The sequence below is a fragment of the Streptomyces sp. NPDC020362 genome, from assembly GCF_040642095.1.
In the GTDB taxonomy this organism is placed as follows: Bacteria; Actinomycetota; Actinomycetes; order Streptomycetales; family Streptomycetaceae; genus Streptomyces.
In genome coordinates this window covers 24834-42827 of the sequence record NZ_JBFAET010000069.1, presented here as the reverse complement: position 1 = coordinate 42827, position 17994 = coordinate 24834, and the positions used below count along the sequence as shown (strand labels likewise).

The 17994-nt window shown below is 70.8% G+C and carries 16 protein-coding genes and 1 tRNA gene; 10 read left to right on the top strand and 7 right to left on the bottom strand.

The genetic code is table 11. The features are described from left to right. The first annotated feature begins 93 nt into the window (after positions 1–93). Both orn and AB0H32_RS24050 read left to right on the top strand, forming a co-directional pair. Positions 94–696, top strand: coding sequence for an oligoribonuclease (gene orn, locus AB0H32_RS24055; RefSeq protein ID WP_361124131.1), 603 nt, complete (start codon positions 94–96; stop codon positions 694–696). Positions 697–811: 115 nt separating this feature from the next. Further along, positions 812–884: transfer RNA gene (locus AB0H32_RS24050), tRNA-His, on the top strand. Here the strand turns inward: AB0H32_RS24050 and AB0H32_RS24045 are convergent. Further along, positions 880–2379 (bottom strand): MFS transporter, encoded by a 1500-nt coding sequence (locus AB0H32_RS24045; RefSeq protein WP_361124129.1) that lies wholly within the window; start codon positions 2377–2379, stop codon positions 880–882. The genes AB0H32_RS24050 and AB0H32_RS24045 overlap by 5 nt on opposite strands. 82 nt (positions 2380–2461) lie before the next feature. On the opposite strand from AB0H32_RS24045, the gene AB0H32_RS24040 reads away from it, so the two are divergent. Then, the gene (locus AB0H32_RS24040) at positions 2462–3049 is read left to right on the top strand and encodes a TetR family transcriptional regulator (RefSeq protein ID WP_361124127.1); all 588 of its coding nucleotides are present in this window, start codon (positions 2462–2464) and stop codon (positions 3047–3049) included. 17 nt (positions 3050–3066) lie between these two features. On the opposite strand, the gene AB0H32_RS24035 is transcribed toward AB0H32_RS24040, so the two are convergent. Further along, a complete protein-coding gene (locus AB0H32_RS24035; protein ID WP_361124125.1) occupies positions 3067–4122 on the bottom strand; it encodes a LacI family DNA-binding transcriptional regulator in 1056 nt (351 codons plus the stop codon). A gap of 302 nt (positions 4123–4424) precedes the next feature. On the opposite strand from AB0H32_RS24035, the gene AB0H32_RS24030 reads away from it, so the two are divergent. The 4 genes from AB0H32_RS24030 to AB0H32_RS24015 all read left to right on the top strand — a co-directional run bounded on the left by AB0H32_RS24030 (position 4425) and on the right by AB0H32_RS24015 (position 9187). Continuing rightward, positions 4425–5753: an ABC transporter substrate-binding protein gene (locus tag AB0H32_RS24030; RefSeq protein WP_361124123.1), complete on the top strand. Its 1329-nt coding sequence runs from the start codon at positions 4425–4427 to the stop codon at positions 5751–5753. Then, positions 5750–6775, top strand: coding sequence for a sugar ABC transporter permease (locus AB0H32_RS24025; protein WP_361124121.1), 1026 nt, complete (start codon positions 5750–5752; stop codon positions 6773–6775). The genes AB0H32_RS24030 and AB0H32_RS24025 overlap by 4 nt, the downstream gene beginning before the upstream one ends. Further along, positions 6772–7656 (top strand): carbohydrate ABC transporter permease, encoded by an 885-nt coding sequence (locus AB0H32_RS24020; protein WP_361124119.1) that lies wholly within the window; start codon positions 6772–6774, stop codon positions 7654–7656. The genes AB0H32_RS24025 and AB0H32_RS24020 overlap by 4 nt, the downstream gene beginning before the upstream one ends. Positions 7657–7753: 97 nt before the next feature. After that, positions 7754–9187: a GH1 family beta-glucosidase gene (locus AB0H32_RS24015; RefSeq protein WP_361124117.1), complete on the top strand. Its 1434-nt coding sequence runs from the start codon at positions 7754–7756 to the stop codon at positions 9185–9187. Between the two features lie 70 nt (positions 9188–9257). Here AB0H32_RS24015 and AB0H32_RS24010 read toward each other — a convergent pair whose 3' ends face one another. From AB0H32_RS24010 to AB0H32_RS23990, 5 genes are all read right to left on the bottom strand, one after another. Beyond that, complete coding sequence (locus AB0H32_RS24010; RefSeq protein ID WP_361124115.1) at positions 9258–9818, bottom strand: hypothetical protein; 561 nt, start codon at positions 9816–9818, stop codon at positions 9258–9260. Positions 9819–9946: 128 nt separating this feature from the next. Beyond that, the gene (locus AB0H32_RS24005; RefSeq protein ID WP_361124113.1) at positions 9947–11143 is read right to left on the bottom strand and encodes a hypothetical protein; all 1197 of its coding nucleotides are present in this window, start codon (positions 11141–11143) and stop codon (positions 9947–9949) included. 170 nt (positions 11144–11313) lie between these two features. Continuing rightward, a complete protein-coding gene (locus AB0H32_RS24000; protein ID WP_361124111.1) occupies positions 11314–12792 on the bottom strand; it encodes a cellulose binding domain-containing protein in 1479 nt (492 codons plus the stop codon). Between the two features lie 109 nt (positions 12793–12901). Then, on the bottom strand, positions 12902–14290 hold the full coding sequence (locus AB0H32_RS23995) for a HAMP domain-containing sensor histidine kinase (protein WP_361124109.1): 1389 nt from the start codon (positions 14288–14290) through the stop codon (positions 12902–12904). Beyond that, positions 14287–15006 (bottom strand): response regulator transcription factor, encoded by a 720-nt coding sequence (locus tag AB0H32_RS23990; RefSeq protein WP_361124107.1) that lies wholly within the window; start codon positions 15004–15006, stop codon positions 14287–14289. Before AB0H32_RS23990 ends, AB0H32_RS23995 begins: the two co-directional genes overlap by 4 nt. A gap of 139 nt (positions 15007–15145) precedes the next feature. Here AB0H32_RS23990 and AB0H32_RS23985 point away from each other — a divergent pair, with 139 nt between their 5' ends. The 3 genes from AB0H32_RS23985 (at position 15146) to AB0H32_RS23975 (ending at position 17972) form a co-directional block, all read left to right on the top strand. After that, positions 15146–15646 (top strand): hypothetical protein, encoded by a 501-nt coding sequence (locus AB0H32_RS23985; RefSeq protein WP_361124105.1) that lies wholly within the window; start codon positions 15146–15148, stop codon positions 15644–15646. A gap of 137 nt (positions 15647–15783) precedes the next feature. After that, complete coding sequence (locus AB0H32_RS23980) at positions 15784–17367, top strand: MFS transporter (RefSeq protein WP_361124103.1); 1584 nt, start codon at positions 15784–15786, stop codon at positions 17365–17367. Beyond that, positions 17364–17972 carry a TetR family transcriptional regulator gene (locus AB0H32_RS23975; protein ID WP_361124101.1) on the top strand — a complete coding sequence of 203 codons (609 nt, stop codon included), beginning with the start codon at positions 17364–17366 and terminating at the stop codon, positions 17970–17972. The genes AB0H32_RS23980 and AB0H32_RS23975 overlap by 4 nt, the downstream gene beginning before the upstream one ends. The last annotated feature ends 22 nt before the right edge of the window (positions 17973–17994 follow it).

The window sequence follows — 17994 nt, the reverse complement described above, 5'->3', positions numbered from 1 at the left end:
GGGGCGGGTGTGCACCCGCCCCCCTCTCCGTGCGCGGCCGCTTCCGCCCGACGCGGGGCACCCAAATGCCGGAGCCCGCTTTAGGGTGGTCGCATGAACGATCGCATGGTGTGGATCGACTGCGAGATGACCGGCCTCTCGCTGTCCGACGACGCTCTCATCGAGGTGGCCGCCCTCGTCACCGACTCCGAGCTGAACGTACTCGGCGAGGGGGTGGACATCGTCATCCGCCCGCCGGACTCGGCGCTGGAGACGATGCCGGAGGTGGTGCGTCAGATGCACACCGCGTCCGGGCTGCTGGCCGAGCTGGCCGGCGGCACCACGCTGGCCGACGCCGAGGAGCAGGTCCTCGCCTACGTCCGGGAGCATGTGAAGGAGCCCGGCAAGGCCCCGTTGTGCGGCAACTCCGTGGGCACCGACAGGGGTTTCCTGGTGCGGGACATGCCGACCCTGGAGGACTACCTCCACTACCGGATCGTGGACGTCTCCAGCATCAAGGAACTGGCGCGGCGCTGGTATCCGCGGGCCTACTTCAACAGCCCGGAGAAGAACGGCAACCACCGCGCCCTCGCCGACATCCGCGAGTCGATCGCCGAACTGAGGTACTACCGCGAGGCCGTCTTCGTCCCGCAGCCCGGCCCCGACTCCGAGACCGCCAAGGCGATCGCCGCCAAGCACGTCCTGCCTGCTCAGTAGGGCTTGCAGGGGACCGCGCACGGGCGTCGTAAAACCTGTGCGCGAGCACCCCTTCGGACCCTGTAGACTTCTTCTCGGCCGGTCGGGGAAACGACAAGTTCGACCGCCGGGCATGGTGGGTGTAGCTCAGCTGGTAGAGCACCTGGTTGTGGTCCAGGATGCCGCGGGTTCGAGTCCCGTCACTCACCCTGAGTGATCAGCCGGTGACTCCGTCGTAAGACGGGTCACCGGCTGAGTCGTTTCCGGGGCCTTCCGCCCCGCCTTCCCGCCCGCACCGGGGCCGCCCCGCAGCGGCACCTCGATCAGCAGCGCCGCCGCCATGGACGCCAGGGCGCACACCGCGGCCGCCGTCAGGAAGATGTGCTGCGTGCCGGTGGCCACCGCCGTCCGGTACGCCTCCCCCGTGGCCGCGGGCGGCACCGCCCGGGTGAACAGCGAGCCGAAGACGGCCACGCCGAGGGAGCCGCCCAGGGTGCGGAACAGGTTCGTCGCCGCCGAGGCCGCTCCCATGTCCCGCAGCTCCACGCTGTTCTGCGCGATCGTCGCCCCCATCTGCATCGTGAAGCCCAGCCCGAGGCCGACCAGGGCCATGAAGCAGCCGGCCGCGACGCGGGAGGTGCCGGTGTCCATCGTGGCCAGCAGCAGCGTGCCCGCCGTGAGCAGCAGGGCGCCCAGCACCGGGAAGATCTTGTACCGCCCGGTGCGGGACATGACCTTCCCGGCGAGGTTGGAGGCGATCACCACCGGGATCATCAGCGGCAGCAGGAGCAGGCCGGAGCCGGTCGCCGTCGCGCCCTGGACCGTCTGCTGGAACAGGGGCAGATAGAGCGCCGAGCCGAACATCACCACGCCGGTCGCGAGCAGCAGGCCGACGGCGAGCGGGAAGTTGCGGTGGCCGGTGAAGACGCGGGGCGGCAGCAGGGGTTCGGCGGCCCGCCGCTCCACGGCGGCGAAGAGGCCGGCCCCCAGAACGGCCACCGCCCACAGGACCAGGATCTGCCAGGACGTCCACGCGTACGTCGTACCGGCCCAGGTCGCCGCGAGGACCGCCGCGACGATGGTGACCGTCAGGACGGCGATGCCCGCCCAGTCGATCCGCGGCCGGCTCTTCGGCGCCCGAGCGGGCAGGCGCAGCAGCAACTGGATCCAGACCAGTGCGACCAGGCCGAGGGGCAGATTGACGTAGAACGCCCAGCGCCAGCCGAGGTGGCCGGTGACGAAGCCGCCGACCAGCGGGCCGCCGACCACGCCGACCGCCATCACGGTGGCCGTCATGCCCTGGTACCGGCCGCGTTCCCGGGGCGAGACCAGGGTGCCGATCAGGGCGAACGCCCCGGCGGCCAGTCCGCCCGCGCCGATGCCCTGCAGGGCGCGGAACTCGATCAGCTGGACCATCGAGTGGGCCGCGCCCGCGAGCAGCGAGCCGAGCAGGAACACCACGATCGACGACTGGAAGACGGTTTTGCGGCCGTAGAGATCGCCGAGCTTGCCCCAGATCGGGGTGGCCACGGCGGTGGCCAGGGTGTAGGCGGTGACGACCCAGGACAGGTGCTCGAATCCCCCGAGATCACGGACGATCGTCGGCATCGCCGTCCCGACGATGTTGTTGTCGAGCATGCCCAGCAGCATCGCGAGCATGACGCCGAGCAGCGTCCAGCGGACGTTTTGGGTGTGTGTGGTCATGCGAGCAGAAAAACACACTCGCTAAATAAGTGCAACGAGACAACTTTTAAATCGAGGCAATCGAACGGGGTACCCTACGGACATGACCGAGACCATGGGCCGCCGCGAACGCAAGAAGGCCGCGACCCGCCAGGCACTGGCGGACGCGGCACTGGAGCTGTTCCTGGAGCGCGGCTTCGACGCGGTGAGCATCAGGGACGTGGCCGAGGCCGCGGACGTCTCCACCACGACCCTCTTCAAGCACTTCCCGAGCAAGGAGGCGCTGCTCTTCGACATGGACGCGGACCGGGAGGCGGCGCTGGTCTCGGCGGTGCGCGACCGGGCGCCGGGAACCCCGCTGCTACGGGCCCTGCGCGACCACGTGCTGGGCGCGCGCGCCTTCAAGGCCGAGCACGAGGAGCAGATCACCACGTTCCACCGGCTCATCAACAGCACCCCGGCGCTGATCGAGTATCACCGGCGCATGTGGATGCGGCACGAGCGCGCCCTGGCCGAAGCGATCGCCGCCGACCTCGGCGCACCCGCCGACGACGGCGCCTGCGCGGCCCTGGCCCACTTCGCCCTGGAGGCCCGCGCCCTCGGCGGCACCTCGGCCGATCCGGAAGCCACCGTCAACACCGCGTTCGACCTGCTGGAGAGGGGCTGGGACGCCGTAGGGCCGACCCCCTAGCCGTCACCGGGCCGTCACTACGACGACGCCCGCACCACCAGCTCGGTCGCCAGCACCGCCTGCCGCCGCTCCAGCACCCGGGACACCGCCGGGCGGCGGTCGGCGATCTCCGCGAGCAGCAGGTCGATCATCGCGCGGCCCATCTCCACGATGGGCTGGCGCACGCTGGTCAGCGGCGGGTCCATGTGGCGGGCGATGGCCGAGTCGTCGTACCCGACCAGGGCCACGTCGTCGGGGATCCGGCGCCCCGCCTCGCGCAGCACCTGCCGGGCGCCCGCCGCCATGACGTCGGAGCCGGCGAAGACCGCGTCCAGATCGGGGTACCGCTCCAGCAGCGTCGTCATCGCCCGCCGGCCGCCCTCCTCGGTGAAGTCGCCCGGCTCGACGAGGAGTTCGTCCACCTCCCGGCCCGCGTCCCGCAGGGCGTCGCGGTAGCCGTCGACGCGGCGCTGGGCGCCGTAGACGTCGAGGCGGCCGGTGATGTGGGCGATCCTGCGGCGGCCCCGGGCCATCAGGTGCTCCACCGCCGAACGGCCGCCGCCGTAGTTGTCCGAGTCCACCGAGGTGAGCGCCTCCGCGGCCGAGCGCGGGCCGCTGATCACCGCCGGGATCTCCAGCTGGGTGAGCAGATCGGGCAACGGGTCGTCGGCGTGCACCGAGACCAGCAGCACGCCGTCCACCCGGTGGGCCGCCAGATACTGCGCGAGGCGCTGCCGCTCCCGGTCGCTGCCTGCGAAGATCAGCAGCAACTGCATCTCCGTCTCGGAGAGTTCGCTGCCGACACCGCGCAGCATGTCCGAGAAGTACGGCTCCGCGAAGAAGCGGGTCTCGGGCTCGGGGACGACGAGCGCGATGGCGTCGGTGCGGTTGGCCGCGAGGGCGCGGGCCGCGGTGTTGGGGACGTAGCCGAGTTCGGCGACCGCCGCCTCGACCGCCGCGCGGGTTGCGTCACTGACCCGGGGCGAGCCGTTGATCACGCGCGAGACCGTGCCCCGGCCGACCCCGGCCCGGGCGGCAACCTCCTCGAGCGTGGGCCGCCCCCCGCTCCGGCTCCGCGCTCCGTGGCTTGCCATGGCTCCGCCCTTCTCGACACCAGATCCGGCCGGCCTGGAATGTAACAGGCCCGTCCGTCGCCTCCGCCGGCCCCGGCGGGTCCGGCCAACGGCCCGATAACTGGGGGCGGATGTCGTTGCCCGTTCCCTTGACACCCCGCCGTCAACCGACGACTCTTCAACACATCACAGCTGGGAGCGCTCCCACAGTACCTGACACCTACACATCCCGCACGTTCCCCGCCCGAGCCGCAGCGAGTACGAACGGGCCCAACCCATGCAGTTGGCCGGGGGGTCGGCACGTCAGGCAACAGGAGGACGTAATGCGCACGAGCATCCGCCGGTCCCGCAGGCTGGGGGCCTTCGTGACCGTCGCCGCGCTGACCACCGGGCTGCTGGCCGGTTGCGCCAAGGACTCGGACGACGGCTCGTCGAACGCGGACGGCGGCAACGGCAGCGGCAAGGGCAAGATCACTCTGACCATCGGCACCTTCGGCGTCTTCGGCTACAAGCAGGCCGGCCTCTACGACGAGTACATGAAGCTCCACAAGAACATCAGCATCAAGGAGAACGTCACCACTCGTACCGACGTTTACTGGCCGAAGGTGCTCACCCGCCTGCAGGCCGGGTCCGGCACCGACGACATCGAGGCCATCGAGATCGGCAACATCACCGAGGCCGTCCAGACCCAGGGCGACAAGTTCGTCGACCTCGGCAAGGACGTCGACGAGTCACAGTGGCTGGACTGGAAGAACGCCCAGGCCACCACCAAGGACGGCAAGCTCATCGGGCTCGGCACCGACACCGGCCCGATGGCCATCTGCTACCGCAAGGACCTGTTCCAGAAGGCCGGGCTGCCGACCGACCGGACCAAGCTCGCCGACCTGTGGAAGGGCGACTGGAGCAAGTACGTCGATGTCGGAAAGCAGTACATGAAGAAGGCGCCCAAGGGCACCAGGTTCGTGGACTCGGCCGCCTCGGTCTACAACGCGGCGGTGGGCGGCGCGAGCGAGCGGTACTACGACAAGGACGGCAACGTCGTCTGGGACAAGTCCGAGGGGGTGAAGAAGGCCTGGGACGCCGCCATGACCGTCGCCACCAGCAACATGTCGGCGAAGCTGAAGCAGTTCGATCCGACCTGGGACCAGGGCTTCGCCAACGGCACCTTCGCCAGCATCGCCTGCCCGGCCTGGATGGTCGGCTACATCGAGCAGAAGTCCGGTGACTCCGGCAAGGGCAAGTGGGACGTGGCGGCGGCGCCGGCGGCGTCCAACTGGGGCGGCTCCTTCCTCGGCGTGCCGACCGCGACCAAGCACCAGAAGGAAGCCGTCGCGCTGGCCAAGTGGCTGACCGCGCCCGAGCAGCAGGCCAAGGTCTTCGCCAAGCAGGCCAGCTTCCCGTCGACCCCGTCGGCGTACGCGGACCTGAAGCCGCAGGCCGACACCACGGCGTACTTCTCGAACGCGCCGCTCACCCAGATCTTCTCCGATGCGGCGAAGACCATCCCCGCGCAGCCCCTCGGCCCCAAGGACAAGCCGATCGACAACGCGATCAGCGACATCGGCATCCTGCAGGTCGAGCAGAAGGGCAAGTCGCCTTCCGAGGGCTGGGACGCGGCGGCCAAGGAGATCAAGGACGTGCTCGGCCAGTGACCAGCCCCGACGAGGCCCTCACGCACTCCGCGTCGAGCGCCGAGGCCGCGTCCGGCAGCCCGCCGGGCGCGGCCAGGGGCGCGCACGGTCGCGGTGCGCCGGCGGGCGCCGACTCCTGGCGCAGCCGGCTGTACCGCTGGGACATGAAGGCGTCGCCGTACGCGTTCGTGGCCCCCTTCTTCGTCCTGTTCGGGGCCTTCACACTGGTCCCGCTGCTCTACACGGCCTGGTACTCGCTGCACCACGTGCAGCTGTCGGCCCTCGACCACCAGACCTGGGCGGGCCTGGACAACTACCAGAACCTGCTCTCCTCGGACTTCTTCTGGAACGCCCTGGAGAACACCTTCACCATCGGTCTGATCTCCACGGTTCCGCAGCTGATGGCCGCGCTCGGCCTCGCCCACCTGCTGAACTACCGGCTGCGCGGCTCGACCGTGTGGCGGGTCGTGATGCTGACCCCGTACGCCACCTCGGTGGCGGCGGCGACCCTGGTGTTCACGCTGCTGTACTCGTGGGACGGCGGCATGGTCAACTGGCTCCTCCACTTCTTCGGGGTGGGGCCGGTCAACTGGCGTGAGTCCGACTGGGGTTCGCAGTTCGCGGTGTCCTCGATCGTGATCTGGCGGTGGACCGGGTACAACGCGCTGATCTATCTGGCGGCGATGCAGGCGATCCCGACCGATCTGTACGAGTCGGCGGCGATCGACGGTGCCAACCGCTGGCAGCAGTTCCGGCATGTGACGATCCCGCAGCTCAGGCCCACGATCCTGTTCACGGTCGTCGTCTCGACCATCGGTGCCACCCAGCTCTTCGGCGAGCCACTGCTGTTCGGCGGGGTCAGCGGGTCCAAGGGCGGCTCCGAGCACCAGTACCAGACGCTCGGTCTGTACATGTACGACCAGGGCTGGATCATCGGCAACCTCGGCAAGGCGTCCGCGATCGCCTGGTCGATGTTCCTGATCCTGCTGATCGTCGCCGCGGTCAACCTGCTGTTCACCCGACGGTTGAGGAAGTCCACATGACGACCGGTGAAGTGACTCTGCCCGCGGCGAAGGTGAAGCGCCGCCGGGTGATGGGCGCGGGCAAGCAGCTGCACGCGGGCCCGGTGACCTATGTCGTGCTGACCGTGTTCGCGCTTGCCTCGCTGGCCCCGCTGGTGTGGACGGCGATCGCGGCCTCGCGCACCGACCGGCGGCTCGCGCAGACTCCGCCGCCGCTGTGGTTCGGCGGCAACCTGTTCAAGAACCTGCAGACGGCCTGGGACCAGGCGGGGCTCGGCACCGCGATGTTCAACTCGGTGGTCGTGGCGGGCACGATCACGGTGAGCACGGTGCTGTTCTCCACGCTGGCCGGCTTCGCCTTCGCCAAGCTGCGGTTCCGGTTCTCCGGCCTGCTGTTGCTGCTGACCATCGGCACGATGATGATCCCGCCGCAGCTGGCCGTCGTCCCGCTGTACCTGTGGATGTCGGACCTGGGCTGGTCGAACCAGCTGCAGACGGTGATCCTGCCGAGCCTGGTGACCGCGTTCGGCACGTTCTTCATGCGGCAGTACCTGGTGCAGGCGCTGCCGTCGGAGCTGATCGAGGCGGCCCGGGTGGACGGGGCGAGCAGCCTCAGGGTCGTCTGGCACGTGGTGTTCCCCGCCGCCCGGCCCGCGATGGCCGTGCTCGGCCTGCTGACCTTCGTGTTCGCCTGGAACGACTTCCTGTGGCCGATCATCGCCCTGAACCAGCAGAACCCGACCGTGCAGGTGGCCCTGAACTCGCTCGGCACCGGCTATGTCCCGGACCAGGCGGTCATCATGGCGGGCGCGCTGCTCGGCACGCTGCCGCTGCTGTTCGCCTTCCTGCTGTTCGGCAAGCAGATCGTGGGCGGGATCATGCAGGGCGCGATCAAGGGCTGACCTTCCCTCCCCAGGGGCCGGGTCCCCGCCGCCCAGCCCCTCTCCCCCCTTTCCCTCCGCCTCACCGGTCACCTACGACGTCAATGGGAGCGCTTCCATGCCCGACTCCGTTTCCCCTTCCCCCGTGACCTTCCCCTCCGCCTTCCTCTGGGGCGCCGCCACCTCCGCGTACCAGATCGAGGGAGCCGTGCGCGAGGGCGGCCGCACCCCCTCGATCTGGGACACCTTCAGCCATACGCCGGGCAGGACGGCGGGCGGCGAGACCGGTGACATCGCCGTCGACCACTACCACCGCTACCGCGACGACGTGGCGCTGATGGCCGAGCTGGGCCTGAGCGCCTACCGCTTCTCCGTCTCCTGGTCCCGGGTGCAGCCGACGGGCCGGGGCCCGGCGGTCCAGGTGGGCCTCGACTTCTACCGCCGCCTGGTGGACGAGCTGCTCGCGCACGGCATCAAACCCGCGCTCACCCTCTACCACTGGGACCTGCCGCAGGAGCTGGAGGACGCGGGCGGCTGGCCGGAGCGGGACACCGCCCTCCGGTTCGCCGAGTACGCCCAGCTGGTCGGCGAGGCGCTGGGCGACCGGGTGGAGCAGTGGATCACCCTCAACGAGCCCTGGTGCAGCGCGTTTCTGGGCTACGGCTCCGGCGTCCACGCGCCCGGCCGCACCGACCCGGCGGCATCGCTCAGGGCCGCCCACCACCTCAACCTGGCGCACGGCCTGGGCACGGCGGCCCTGCGCTCGGTGATGCCGGCCCGCAACCAGATCGCCGTCAGCCTCAACTCCTCGGTGGTGCGGCCCCTTTCGCAGGACCCGGCCGACCTGGCGGCGGCCCGCCGGATCGACGACCTGGCCAACGGCGTCTTCCACGGCCCGATGCTGCACGGGTCGTACCCCGACTCGCTCGTCGCGGCGACGGCCTCGGTCACCGACTGGTCGTACGTCCTGGACGGCGACGTCCGCACCAGCAACGCGCCGCTGGACGCGCTGGGCCTGAACTACTACACCCCGACGCTCGTCTCGGCGTCGCCCGGCGAGGTCGAGGGGCCGCGCCGGGACGGTCACGGCGCGAGCGAGCACTCCCCCTGGCCGGGCGCCGACACCGTGCTGTTCCACCAGACGCCGGGCGAGCGCACGGAGATGGGCTGGACGATCGACCCGACGGGCCTGCACGAGCTGATCATGCGGTACACGCGGGAGGCGCCGGGCCTGCCGCTGTACGTGACCGAGAACGGCGCGGCCTACGACGACAAGCCCGACCCCGACGGCCGTGTGCACGACCCCGAGCGCATCGCCTACCTGCACGGCCACCTCTCGGCGGTCCACCGCGCCCTCAGCGACGGCGCGGACGTCCGCGGCTACTACCTGTGGTCCCTGCTGGACAACTTCGAATGGGCATACGGCTACGGCAAGCGGTTCGGGGCGGTCTACGTGGACTACGCGACGCTGGAACGGACGCCGAAGTCGAGCGCTCGGTGGTACGGCGAGGCGGCGCGGACGGGTTCGCTGCCGGCGGTGCAGGCCGACTAGCCCCTTTCCGGCCGATCCGCCCTGGCGCACAGGGGTGCGGCACCCCGAGCGGAGTGCCGCACCCCTGCGGTCAGGAGCCGTACAGCTCGGTCATCTCGGTGAACTTGCCGGCGCTGTTCACGGCCACGTCGAAGAAGTTCTCGCCGTAGCAGTCGCCGGTGTCGGCCTTGGCCGTGGCGGTGTCCTGCGCGGTGCCGTTGACGCAGATGCGGATGTGCTCGAGGCCGCCCTTGGCGGCGGTCATCTTCGCCGGCCCCTTGTCCTTCACGTGGAGGACCGTGATGGGGGTGTCGTCGGAGGCGACGGTGTACTCCCTCTCCTTACCGGTCGCCTGGTAGGAGGCGCCCTCGTCCGAGGACGGGTCGCAGGCCATCGTGGCGTCCTTGGTGGTGAGGGTGTTCATGGCGCCGGAGACGCTCTCGACCAGGACGACCTTGTGGCCCTTGGCGAGGGTCGGGCAGTCCCCCTTGGTGTGGCCCTTGCCGTCCCCCTTGGCGGTGGGGCTCGCGGATGCCGAAGGGCCGGCGGTGCCGTCGGCTTCGGCGGTGGTGTCGGTGGGCTGACAGGCGGTCAGCGTGAGCGCGGCGCAGCCCAGCACGGCAGCGACAAGGACATGGCGGATGGACGTCATGACTCCCCCGAGTTTCAAAGCAAGATCGAATCGTACGGCGGGAAACTATAGAGGCATGAGCATGTCCATCCGAAGCCGACACGGGCCGAGCCTCGCGCCCTGCGGTGGGGAGCGGGCCGCGCCCGGGGTCAGCAGGAGGCGGGGACGAGGGTTTCGGGGTCGCCGTCGAACGCGGTGGCCGTGACCCAGGCCGTGCTGCCGTCGACGCGGCGCAGCCGGAACCAGATGCTGCTGGTCCTGCCGTGGGCGGTGACCTCCTCGCCCTGCCGGCCGCAGAGCGCCCGGTAGTCGTTGCCCGCCACGACACTGCTGACCTGCGCGCCCGTGATGCTCGGTGCCGAGCGCACGGGCGCGTCGGCGGCGGCATGGACGGTGGCGGTGTCCGTGGGGAGCACGTCCGGCGTGCCGGTGGAGGTGTCCGAGGGCGAGGGGCCGCTGTCGGTCGGGTCGGGCGAGCCGTCGCCCGGGGAGGGAGAGTTGTCGCCCGGAGAGGGAGAGTTGTCGCCCGGAGAGGCAGAGTTGTCGCCCGGGGAGGGAGAGTTGTCGGTCACCGAGGGGCTCGGCGTGACGGCGGGCCCGGCGACGTAGACCGTGGCCGCCTGCCGGGTGCTCGCGGTGACCTTGTCACCGGGGCCCGGGTCCCCGACGGCGGCCGGGGGCAGTTGCACGGAGCCCTCGGGCGCAGTGGGGATCACGACGCGGGACAGCGTGCCCTCGGACTGGTCGGCCGTCTCGGTGGCGTACTGGACCGTGAGGCAGACGGCGGACAGCTTGGCCACCGTGTCCGCGACGGAGTCGCCGGCCGACACCTTGGGCAGGGTGACCGGGACGGTCCCGCCGTCCGGGCACGAGGACGCCGAGGCGGTGGGGACCGGCGAGTTCTGCCGGATGTCGGAGATCTTCAGGCTCCCGCCGGTTTTCCGGTGCGTGAAGTCGGCGCGGAGAATGCCTTTCGCCGGGGCCAGCGCGACTCCGTCGAGCGCCGGCTCCACCTTGTGGTCGGTATGGACCAGATAACCGGATTCGACCAGTCCGAGTTTCCTGTCGATGTATCGGATGACGGTGGTGAGGTATCCCTTGGGACTGACCCCGAACTGATGCTCGACACCGGTGTTCACACTGAAAGTCCCGATCGGTGTCACGAAGTTCTTCCCGGCGGAGACGCTGATCTTTCCCGATGCATCGATCGTGAAGGTCACCGGCACGAAATCGGGGGTGAAGGAGACGGACGGATCCTGATTGTCGCAGCCCCCCGCACCCGCCAGAGCGAATATGGATATCCCCGCCACAAGCAGGGCGGTCACACGCGTGCGTATCGAACCCATGGCGCTCTCCCCCGATTCCCTGCCGGCGCACAACGGCTCGGGCATCGTAGCCACGCAATTCGAGGCGTTGCCACTGGAATTGGCCGATTGCGACGGCAGTGGTAATTGGGGTGAGGCCCGGCGAATACGATCCGCCGGGCCCGTTATGCACGCATCGGTAGAACGCGCGACTAGTTGTACGCCCCGAACGCCTTCGAGAACGCGAACTTGTCCTGGGAGATCGAGCTGCACGTGGCGTCGGCGGTGGGCTTGGTGCCGCCGTCGCACTGCTTGTCACGGGTCGCGGACCACATCGAGAGCCAGCCGAGGCCCTTGGACTTGGCGAAGTTCACCAGCTGGGTGGCGTCGTCGACCTTGAACACCTCGGAGGAGACGTCGTTGACGCCGATCATCGGGGTGACCGCGACCGTCTTCCAGGCGGCGGAGTCGGACAGGCCCAGCACGCTCTTGACCTGGGCCTGGGTGGCGGTGGCCGCCTGCTCGGCGTAGGTGCCCATGTCGCCGTTGTAGGAGGCGCCGTAGTCCATCGCCATGATGTTGACGGCGTTGATCTTCACGCCGTTGGACTTGGCGTTGGCGAGGAGGTTCACGCCGTCCTGGGTCAGGCCCTCGGGCATCACGGGGAGGGTGAAGGAGACGTCCAGGTTCGGGTGCTGGGCCTCGAGCTTGGCTATGGCCTGGGCCCGGCGGGTGTTGGCGGCCGCGTTGGGCAGCGCGCCGCCCTCGACGTCGAAGTCGACCTTGGTCAGCTTGAAGGCGTCGACGGCCTTGCCGTAGGCCGCCGCCAGCGCGTCGGCGGAGGAGCAGGTGGTGGCCAGTTCCGAACCGGAGGCGCCGCCGAAGGAGACCCGGACGTCACCGCCCTTGGCGCGCAGGGAGCCGATCTGGGCGGCGACGCCGTCACCGGTGAGGTCCGTGACACCGCCCCACTTGGGGGTGCAGCCCCCGCCGTCGGTGATGAAGGCCAGGTTGAAGTTCTTGACGCCGGTCGCGTCCGCGGCAGCCAGGAGATCGAAGGCCGGGTAGAGGGAGGTGTCGACGTAGGGCGCGAAGCCGGCGGAGGCGGTGGTGCCGCTGCCGGTGCTCCCGGTGGGGGTGGGCGTCGCGCTCTGGGTGGGGGTGGCGCTCTGCGTCGGGGCCGGGCTCTTGGTGGCGGTCGCACTCGGGGTGGGGGCGGGCGACTGGGTCTGCGTCGGGCGGCCGCTCGGCTCGGGGGTGGCACCGTCGTCCGCGGAACACTGCGCGCCGTCGATCCGGCAGCCCGTCGGGGCGCCGGTGCCGTTGACCACGAAGCCCACGGTGACCGACTTGCCGGGCGCGAGGCCCGCCGTGTCCCACTTGGCGGGCTTCACGGTGACGTGCTGACCGCTCACGCCCGGCTCCCCGTTCCACAGCGAGCTGAGCTTCGCGCCCGCGGGGAGGTCGAACTCCAGTGTCCAGGTCTTCTCCGTCTGGCCGGTGTTGTTGGTGACGACGTACTGCGCGGTGTAGCCCGTCGACCAGTCACTGGTCCTGGTGTACGCGGCGCCGACACCGGCCGCGTGTGCGGTGCCGGTCAGCAGGACGGCGCCGCCACCGACCGCGGCCGCGGCCACCAGGCCGCCGATCGCCTTGTTCCTGCCACTGATCCTGCGCCGGTGCGTGCTCATGCGCGTGCCTGCCTTCGTTCGTCACGGGGTGTGGTGCGGCAGCACGCTAGCGATACGGAATCGGACAAACGGCTTGATCGGGACGGCCGTTGAAGACCTTAGGGTGCGCTTAAGGAAGGGATCGGGGACGGTTAATGGTCGAGACCAATTTGCGGGGCCGTCTCCTGCGCACCCGTCCCCGCGCCGGTCCCCGCCCGTCGAGCTGGAACCAGATCCGCACCTCGGTCCCGCCCAGCACCGACGCGCCGATGCGGACGTCTCCGCCGGTGGACTCGGCGAGGCGGCGCACGATGTCGAGGCCGAGGCCGGTCGAGCCCGCGCTGCCGGAGCCGCGGCCGCGGGCCATCGCCGCCTCGGGGTCGGGTATGCCCGGGCCCGCGTCGGAGACCAGCACGATCACCGCGTCCTCGCCGTTGTGAAGGTCGACCGCGAAGGCGGTGCCCTCGGCGGTGTGCCGGAAGACGTTGCCGAGCAGCGCGTCGAGGGCGGCGGCCAGGTCGGCGCGGGCCACGGGTGTGCGCACCGGCCGCTCGACCCCGGCCACCCGCCACTTGCGGTCCTCGTCCTCGGCGAGCGCCGACCAGAACTCCATGCGTTCGCGGACCACTTCCGCCGCATCGCACCCGGCACCGGGGCCGGCCGCCGCGGTCTGCGGCTTGGCCTCGCGCGCGGTGCGGATGATGGTGTCGACCTCGCGCTCCAGCTGTGCGACGGCGGTGCGGGTCTGCTCGGCGGCGGGCCCGGCGCCCAGGGAGGCGGCGTTCAGCCGGAGCACGGTCAGCGGGGTGCGCAGCCGGTGCGAGAGGTCGGCCGCCAGCTCTCTCTCGTTCGCGAGCAGTTGGACGACCTGGTCGGCCATGGAGTTGAACGCGACGGCGGCGAGCCGCAGTTCGGTCGGCCCCTCCTCCGGCACCCGGGCGCCCAGCTTGCCCTCGCCCAGTTCGTGCGCGCCCTCGACCAGCCGCTGCGCCGGGCGCACCATGCGCACCCCGAGCCGGTCGGCGACCGCGACCGAGCCGACGATCAGCGCGAGGCCGACGGCGGCGAGCACCGCCCAGGCCGTGCCGACGCCGTTGCTCGTCTCGGACTCGGGGACGTAGACCTCGACGACCGCGATCCCGGAGCCGAGCGCGACCGGCTGCAGCAGGGTGGAGCCGCCCGCGACCGAGGTGGTGGAGGCGCGGCCCATTTTCCGTACGGCCTCGATGTCGCGGCCGGCGGCGCGCTGCCGGCCGAGGTCGAGCGCGGAGCGGGTGCCGTCGGCGGGCAGGTGCACGGCCATCCCGGAGTCGGCGCCGGCGGAGACCACCACCCGCTCCAGCTTGTCCCGGTCGGTGGTGATGGACAGCGCGGGGGCGACCGCGGCCGCCTCCCGCTCGGCGTTGGAGAAGGCGCGGTCGCGGGCCATCTCCTTGACGACGAGACCGAGCGGCACCGCGAAGGCGACCACGACCATCGTGGTGACCGCCAGGCAGACCTTGACCAGGGCCCATCTCATCGCAGCGGCTCTCCTCCCCCGTCGGCCGGCACCGGCGGTTCCAGCTTCACTCCGACGCCCCTCAGGGTGTGCAGATACCGCGGCCGGGCGGCGGTCTCCCCCAATTTCCGGCGCAGCCAGGACAGATGGACGTCGATGGTCTGGTCGTCGCCGTAGGACTGCTGCCAGACCTCGGCGAGGAGTTCCTTGCGCGGCACGACGACGCCGGGCCGGCCGGCGAGGAAGGCGAGCAGGTCGAACTCCCGGCGGGTGAGGTCCAGCCGGGCGCCGTCCAGCTCGGCCTGGCGGCGCAGCGGATCGACGGTCAGGCCACCGACCCGGATGACGGTGGACGGCGGGGCCTCGGCGCCGCTGGAGCGGGCCCGGCGCAGTACGGCCGCGATCCGCGCCGACAGGTGCTCGACCGAGAACGGCTTGGTCAGATAGTCGTCCGCCCCGTCGTTCAGCAGCCGGACGATCTCCGTCTCGTCGTCCCGGGCGGTGGCGATGATGACGGGGACGTCGGTGATGCCGCGCAGCATCTTCAGCGCCTCGGAGCCGTCCAGATCGGGCAGTCCGAGGTCCAGGATGACCACGTCGAAGTGGAAATGGGCGACTTCACGCAGCGCCTCCAGTGCCGTACCGACGCTGCGTACGGTGTGCGAGGCGTCGGTCAGATGCCGGATGAGCGCCGAGCGGACGAACTGGTCGTCCTCGACCACGAGCACACTTGCCATGCGCCGCACCGTACGCCATGCGGCACCGAGGGGTCCGGCGCCCGGGGATCCCCCTCCCCCGCTCGAGCGAAGCCGAGAGCGGGGGCGCACAACCTGGAGCAAGTGCGCACGGCGGTGCCCCTGGTGCAGTATGGCCCCGATGCGCAGAGGACTCGTACACGTACTGGCGTGGCTGCTCGCGACGGGAGCGGCGGTCACGCTGTCGTGGTGGGGTGTGCACACGGTGATGGCCGGGACGGCGTACGACCCGCCGCGCGCGTTGCCGATCACGGCGGCGGACACGACCACGCAGCGCTCGAAGCCGCTGGATCCGCCGAGCCCTGAACCCACCCCGTCGAAGAGCCCGTCGGCCGAGCCGACCGCCCCCGCCCCGTCCCGGACGCCGGCCCCGGGCACCGGCTCCACCGCCACCTCGTCCGGCCGGGTCAAGGCCTACGACACCGACGGCGGCCGGGCGGTCTTCGACCTGGGACCGGCGAGCGCCACGCTCGTCTCGGCGACCCCGGGGGCGGGCTGGTCGATGCAGGTGTGGAAGACGCAGGCGTGGATCCGGGTCGAGTTCAGCAGGGGCGCGGACCGGGTGTCGGTCTTCTGCACCTGGCACGACGGGCCGCCGCACGTGGAGGTGGGCACGTACTGATCCCGCGTCCGCGCGGACGCACGGACCACGCTCACGAAAGTGAGAGACAACTAGACAGTGATAGACAACTAGATATTGACAGTCGACTTCCATTTAGGAGTAGCCTCTCATTAGGTTGCTTCGAATGGGAGGTCCCCATGTCCACGCACCACCCCATGCCCCACCCCACGGCCCCTCTCTCCACATCCCCGCGCCGCTGGCTCGCCCTCGCCGCCCTCACCCTGAGCGTGCTGATCGTCGGCCTCGACGGAACGGTCATCAACGTCGCCCTGCCGACCATCGCCGGCCAACTGCACGCCGACAGCGCCCAGTTGCAGTGGATCGGCGGCGGCTACCTGCTCGCCCTGTCCGTCGCGATGCTCCCGGTCGGCCTGCTCGGCGACCGCCTCGGCCACAAGAAGCTGCTGCTGTCCGGCATCACGCTCTTCGGCCTCGCCTCACTCGCCGGCACCCTGGCCGGCTCACCGGCGACGGTCATCGCCGCCCGGGCCGTGCTCGGCCTCGGCGCCGCCGCGATCATGCCGCTGTCCATGGCGATCCTGCCCCGCGTCTTCGCCAAGGAGGAACTGCCCAGGGCGATCGCCGTGTGGACGGCCGCCACCGCACTCGGCATGCCCGTCGGACCCGTCGTCGGCGGCTGGCTCCTCGACCACTTCTGGTGGGGCTCGGTGTTCCTGTTCAACGTGCCCGTCGCCGCCCTGGCCGTACTCGCCGGCCTGTGGCTGCTGCCCCGTGACCACGCAGCGGAGCACAAGGCACCCTTCGACACCCTCGGCGCCGTCCTCGGGGGCCTCGGCATCACCGCCCTCGTCCACGGCACCATCCTGATCCCCGCGGACGGCTGGACCGGCCCCCGGGTACTGGCCTCGCTGATCGTGGCAGCCGTCCTGCTCACCGCGTTCGCCGTCCGCGAGCGCCGCCACGCCCACCCTCTCGTCGACCTGACGCTGTTCGCCGACCGCCGCTTCCTGTGGGGCACGCTGATCGCCGTCTTCGTCAACTTCGCTGTGATGGGCATCCTGTTCGTCGTCCCGCAGTACCTGCAGTCCGTCCTCGGCAACGACGCCTTCGGCACCGGCCTGCGCGTCCTGCCGCTGATCGGCGGCCTGATGGCTGCGGCCGCCGCGAGCGAACCGCTGGTCCCGCGACTCGGCGCCCGTACGGTCGCGCCCCTGGGCCTGCTGGTGCTCGCCACCGGGGTGTTCCTCGGCGCGACGACCGCAACCGGCGACGGCTACGGCTTCACCGCACTGTGGCTCGCCCTGACCGGCCTCGGCTTCGGACTCGCGGTCGTCCCCGCCACCAGCCTCGTCATGGCCACGCTCCCGCAGGACAACACGGGCTCGGGCACCAGCCTGCTGGAGACCGTGCAGCAGCTCGGCTCGGTCCTGGGCGTCGCCGCCCTCGGCAGCCTGCTCAGCTCCGGCTACCTGGCGCGCCTGCACACCGGGCGGCTGCCCGCCGGGGCGGCGGACACGGCCCGTGACTCGGTCTCCGGCGCCGACGCCGTCGCGGCCCGTCTGCACGACGCCGGCCTCGCCGCGACCGCGCACGCCTCCTTCCTGCACGGCATGCACCTGGTGCTGCTGGCCTGCGGGGCGATCGCCGTCCTCGGCGCGGTCCTGGCAGCCGCCTTCCTGCCCGAGCGGGCCCCCTGCTCCCGTACGTGCTCCCGTACGGTGGCCCGGTCCGCCGCCCAGCACGCAGAATCGATCGCATGACGACGCACGAGACCTCTGCCGCCCCCCTCGGCCTGCGCGAACGCAAGAAGCAGAAGACCCGTGAGCGCATCCGCCGCGAGGCCTACCGCCTCTTCGCCGAGCACGGGTACGAGAACACCACGGTCGACCAGATCGCGGAGGCGGCGGAGATCTCGCCCAGCACGTTCTTCCGCTACTTCCCCACCAAGGAGGACGTGGTCGTCCAGGACGAGTACGACCCCGCACTCGCCCAGGCCCTCAGGGCCCGTCCCGCCGACGAGCCCATCGTCGACGCGGTCCTCAACTCCCTGAAGGGCCCCATGCGCGAGCTGCTCCAGCAGGACCGCGAGGATCTCCTGTTGCGCACCCGGATCTCCTTCACCGACCCGGCCATCCGTGCCCGCTCTGTCGCCGAACAGGAACGCAGCGAGCGCGCCATCGCCGAGATCATCGCCGAACGCACCGGCCGCGACGCCTCGGACCTGGAGATCAAGTGCGCGGCCGCCGCGATCATCGCGGTCTTCACCGCACTGGTACGGCACTGGGTGGAGGGCGACGGGAAGGAGGACCTGGCGGGTCTGTACGAACGCCACCTGCCGCTGCTGTCCCGGGGGTTGAGCTTCTGAACGGCCAGGGCCCTTCTTTCGG

Coding starts and splice junctions, on each gene's coding strand:
- AB0H32_RS24005 (WP_361124113.1), bottom strand. CDS start 11,143: ATGGGTTCGATACGCACGCGTGTGACCGCCCTGCTTGTGGCGGGGATA.
- AB0H32_RS24015 (WP_361124117.1), top strand. CDS start 7,754: ATGCCCGACTCCGTTTCCCCTTCCCCCGTGACCTTCCCCTCCGCCTTC.
- AB0H32_RS24035 (WP_361124125.1), bottom strand. CDS start 4,122: ATGGCAAGCCACGGAGCGCGGAGCCGGAGCGGGGGGCGGCCCACGCTC.
- AB0H32_RS23995 (WP_361124109.1), bottom strand. CDS start 14,290: ATGAGATGGGCCCTGGTCAAGGTCTGCCTGGCGGTCACCACGATGGTC.
- AB0H32_RS23990 (WP_361124107.1), bottom strand. CDS start 15,006: ATGGCAAGTGTGCTCGTGGTCGAGGACGACCAGTTCGTCCGCTCGGCG.
- AB0H32_RS24040 (WP_361124127.1), top strand. CDS start 2,462: ATGACCGAGACCATGGGCCGCCGCGAACGCAAGAAGGCCGCGACCCGC.
- AB0H32_RS24020 (WP_361124119.1), top strand. CDS start 6,772: ATGACGACCGGTGAAGTGACTCTGCCCGCGGCGAAGGTGAAGCGCCGC.
- AB0H32_RS23980 (WP_361124103.1), top strand. CDS start 15,784: ATGTCCACGCACCACCCCATGCCCCACCCCACGGCCCCTCTCTCCACA.
- AB0H32_RS23975 (WP_361124101.1), top strand. CDS start 17,364: ATGACGACGCACGAGACCTCTGCCGCCCCCCTCGGCCTGCGCGAACGC.
- AB0H32_RS24030 (WP_361124123.1), top strand. CDS start 4,425: ATGCGCACGAGCATCCGCCGGTCCCGCAGGCTGGGGGCCTTCGTGACC.
- AB0H32_RS24010 (WP_361124115.1), bottom strand. CDS start 9,818: ATGACGTCCATCCGCCATGTCCTTGTCGCTGCCGTGCTGGGCTGCGCC.
- AB0H32_RS23985 (WP_361124105.1), top strand. CDS start 15,146: ATGCGCAGAGGACTCGTACACGTACTGGCGTGGCTGCTCGCGACGGGA.
- AB0H32_RS24000 (WP_361124111.1), bottom strand. CDS start 12,792: ATGAGCACGCACCGGCGCAGGATCAGTGGCAGGAACAAGGCGATCGGC.
- orn (WP_361124131.1), top strand. CDS start 94: ATGAACGATCGCATGGTGTGGATCGACTGCGAGATGACCGGCCTCTCG.
- AB0H32_RS24045 (WP_361124129.1), bottom strand. CDS start 2,379: ATGACCACACACACCCAAAACGTCCGCTGGACGCTGCTCGGCGTCATG.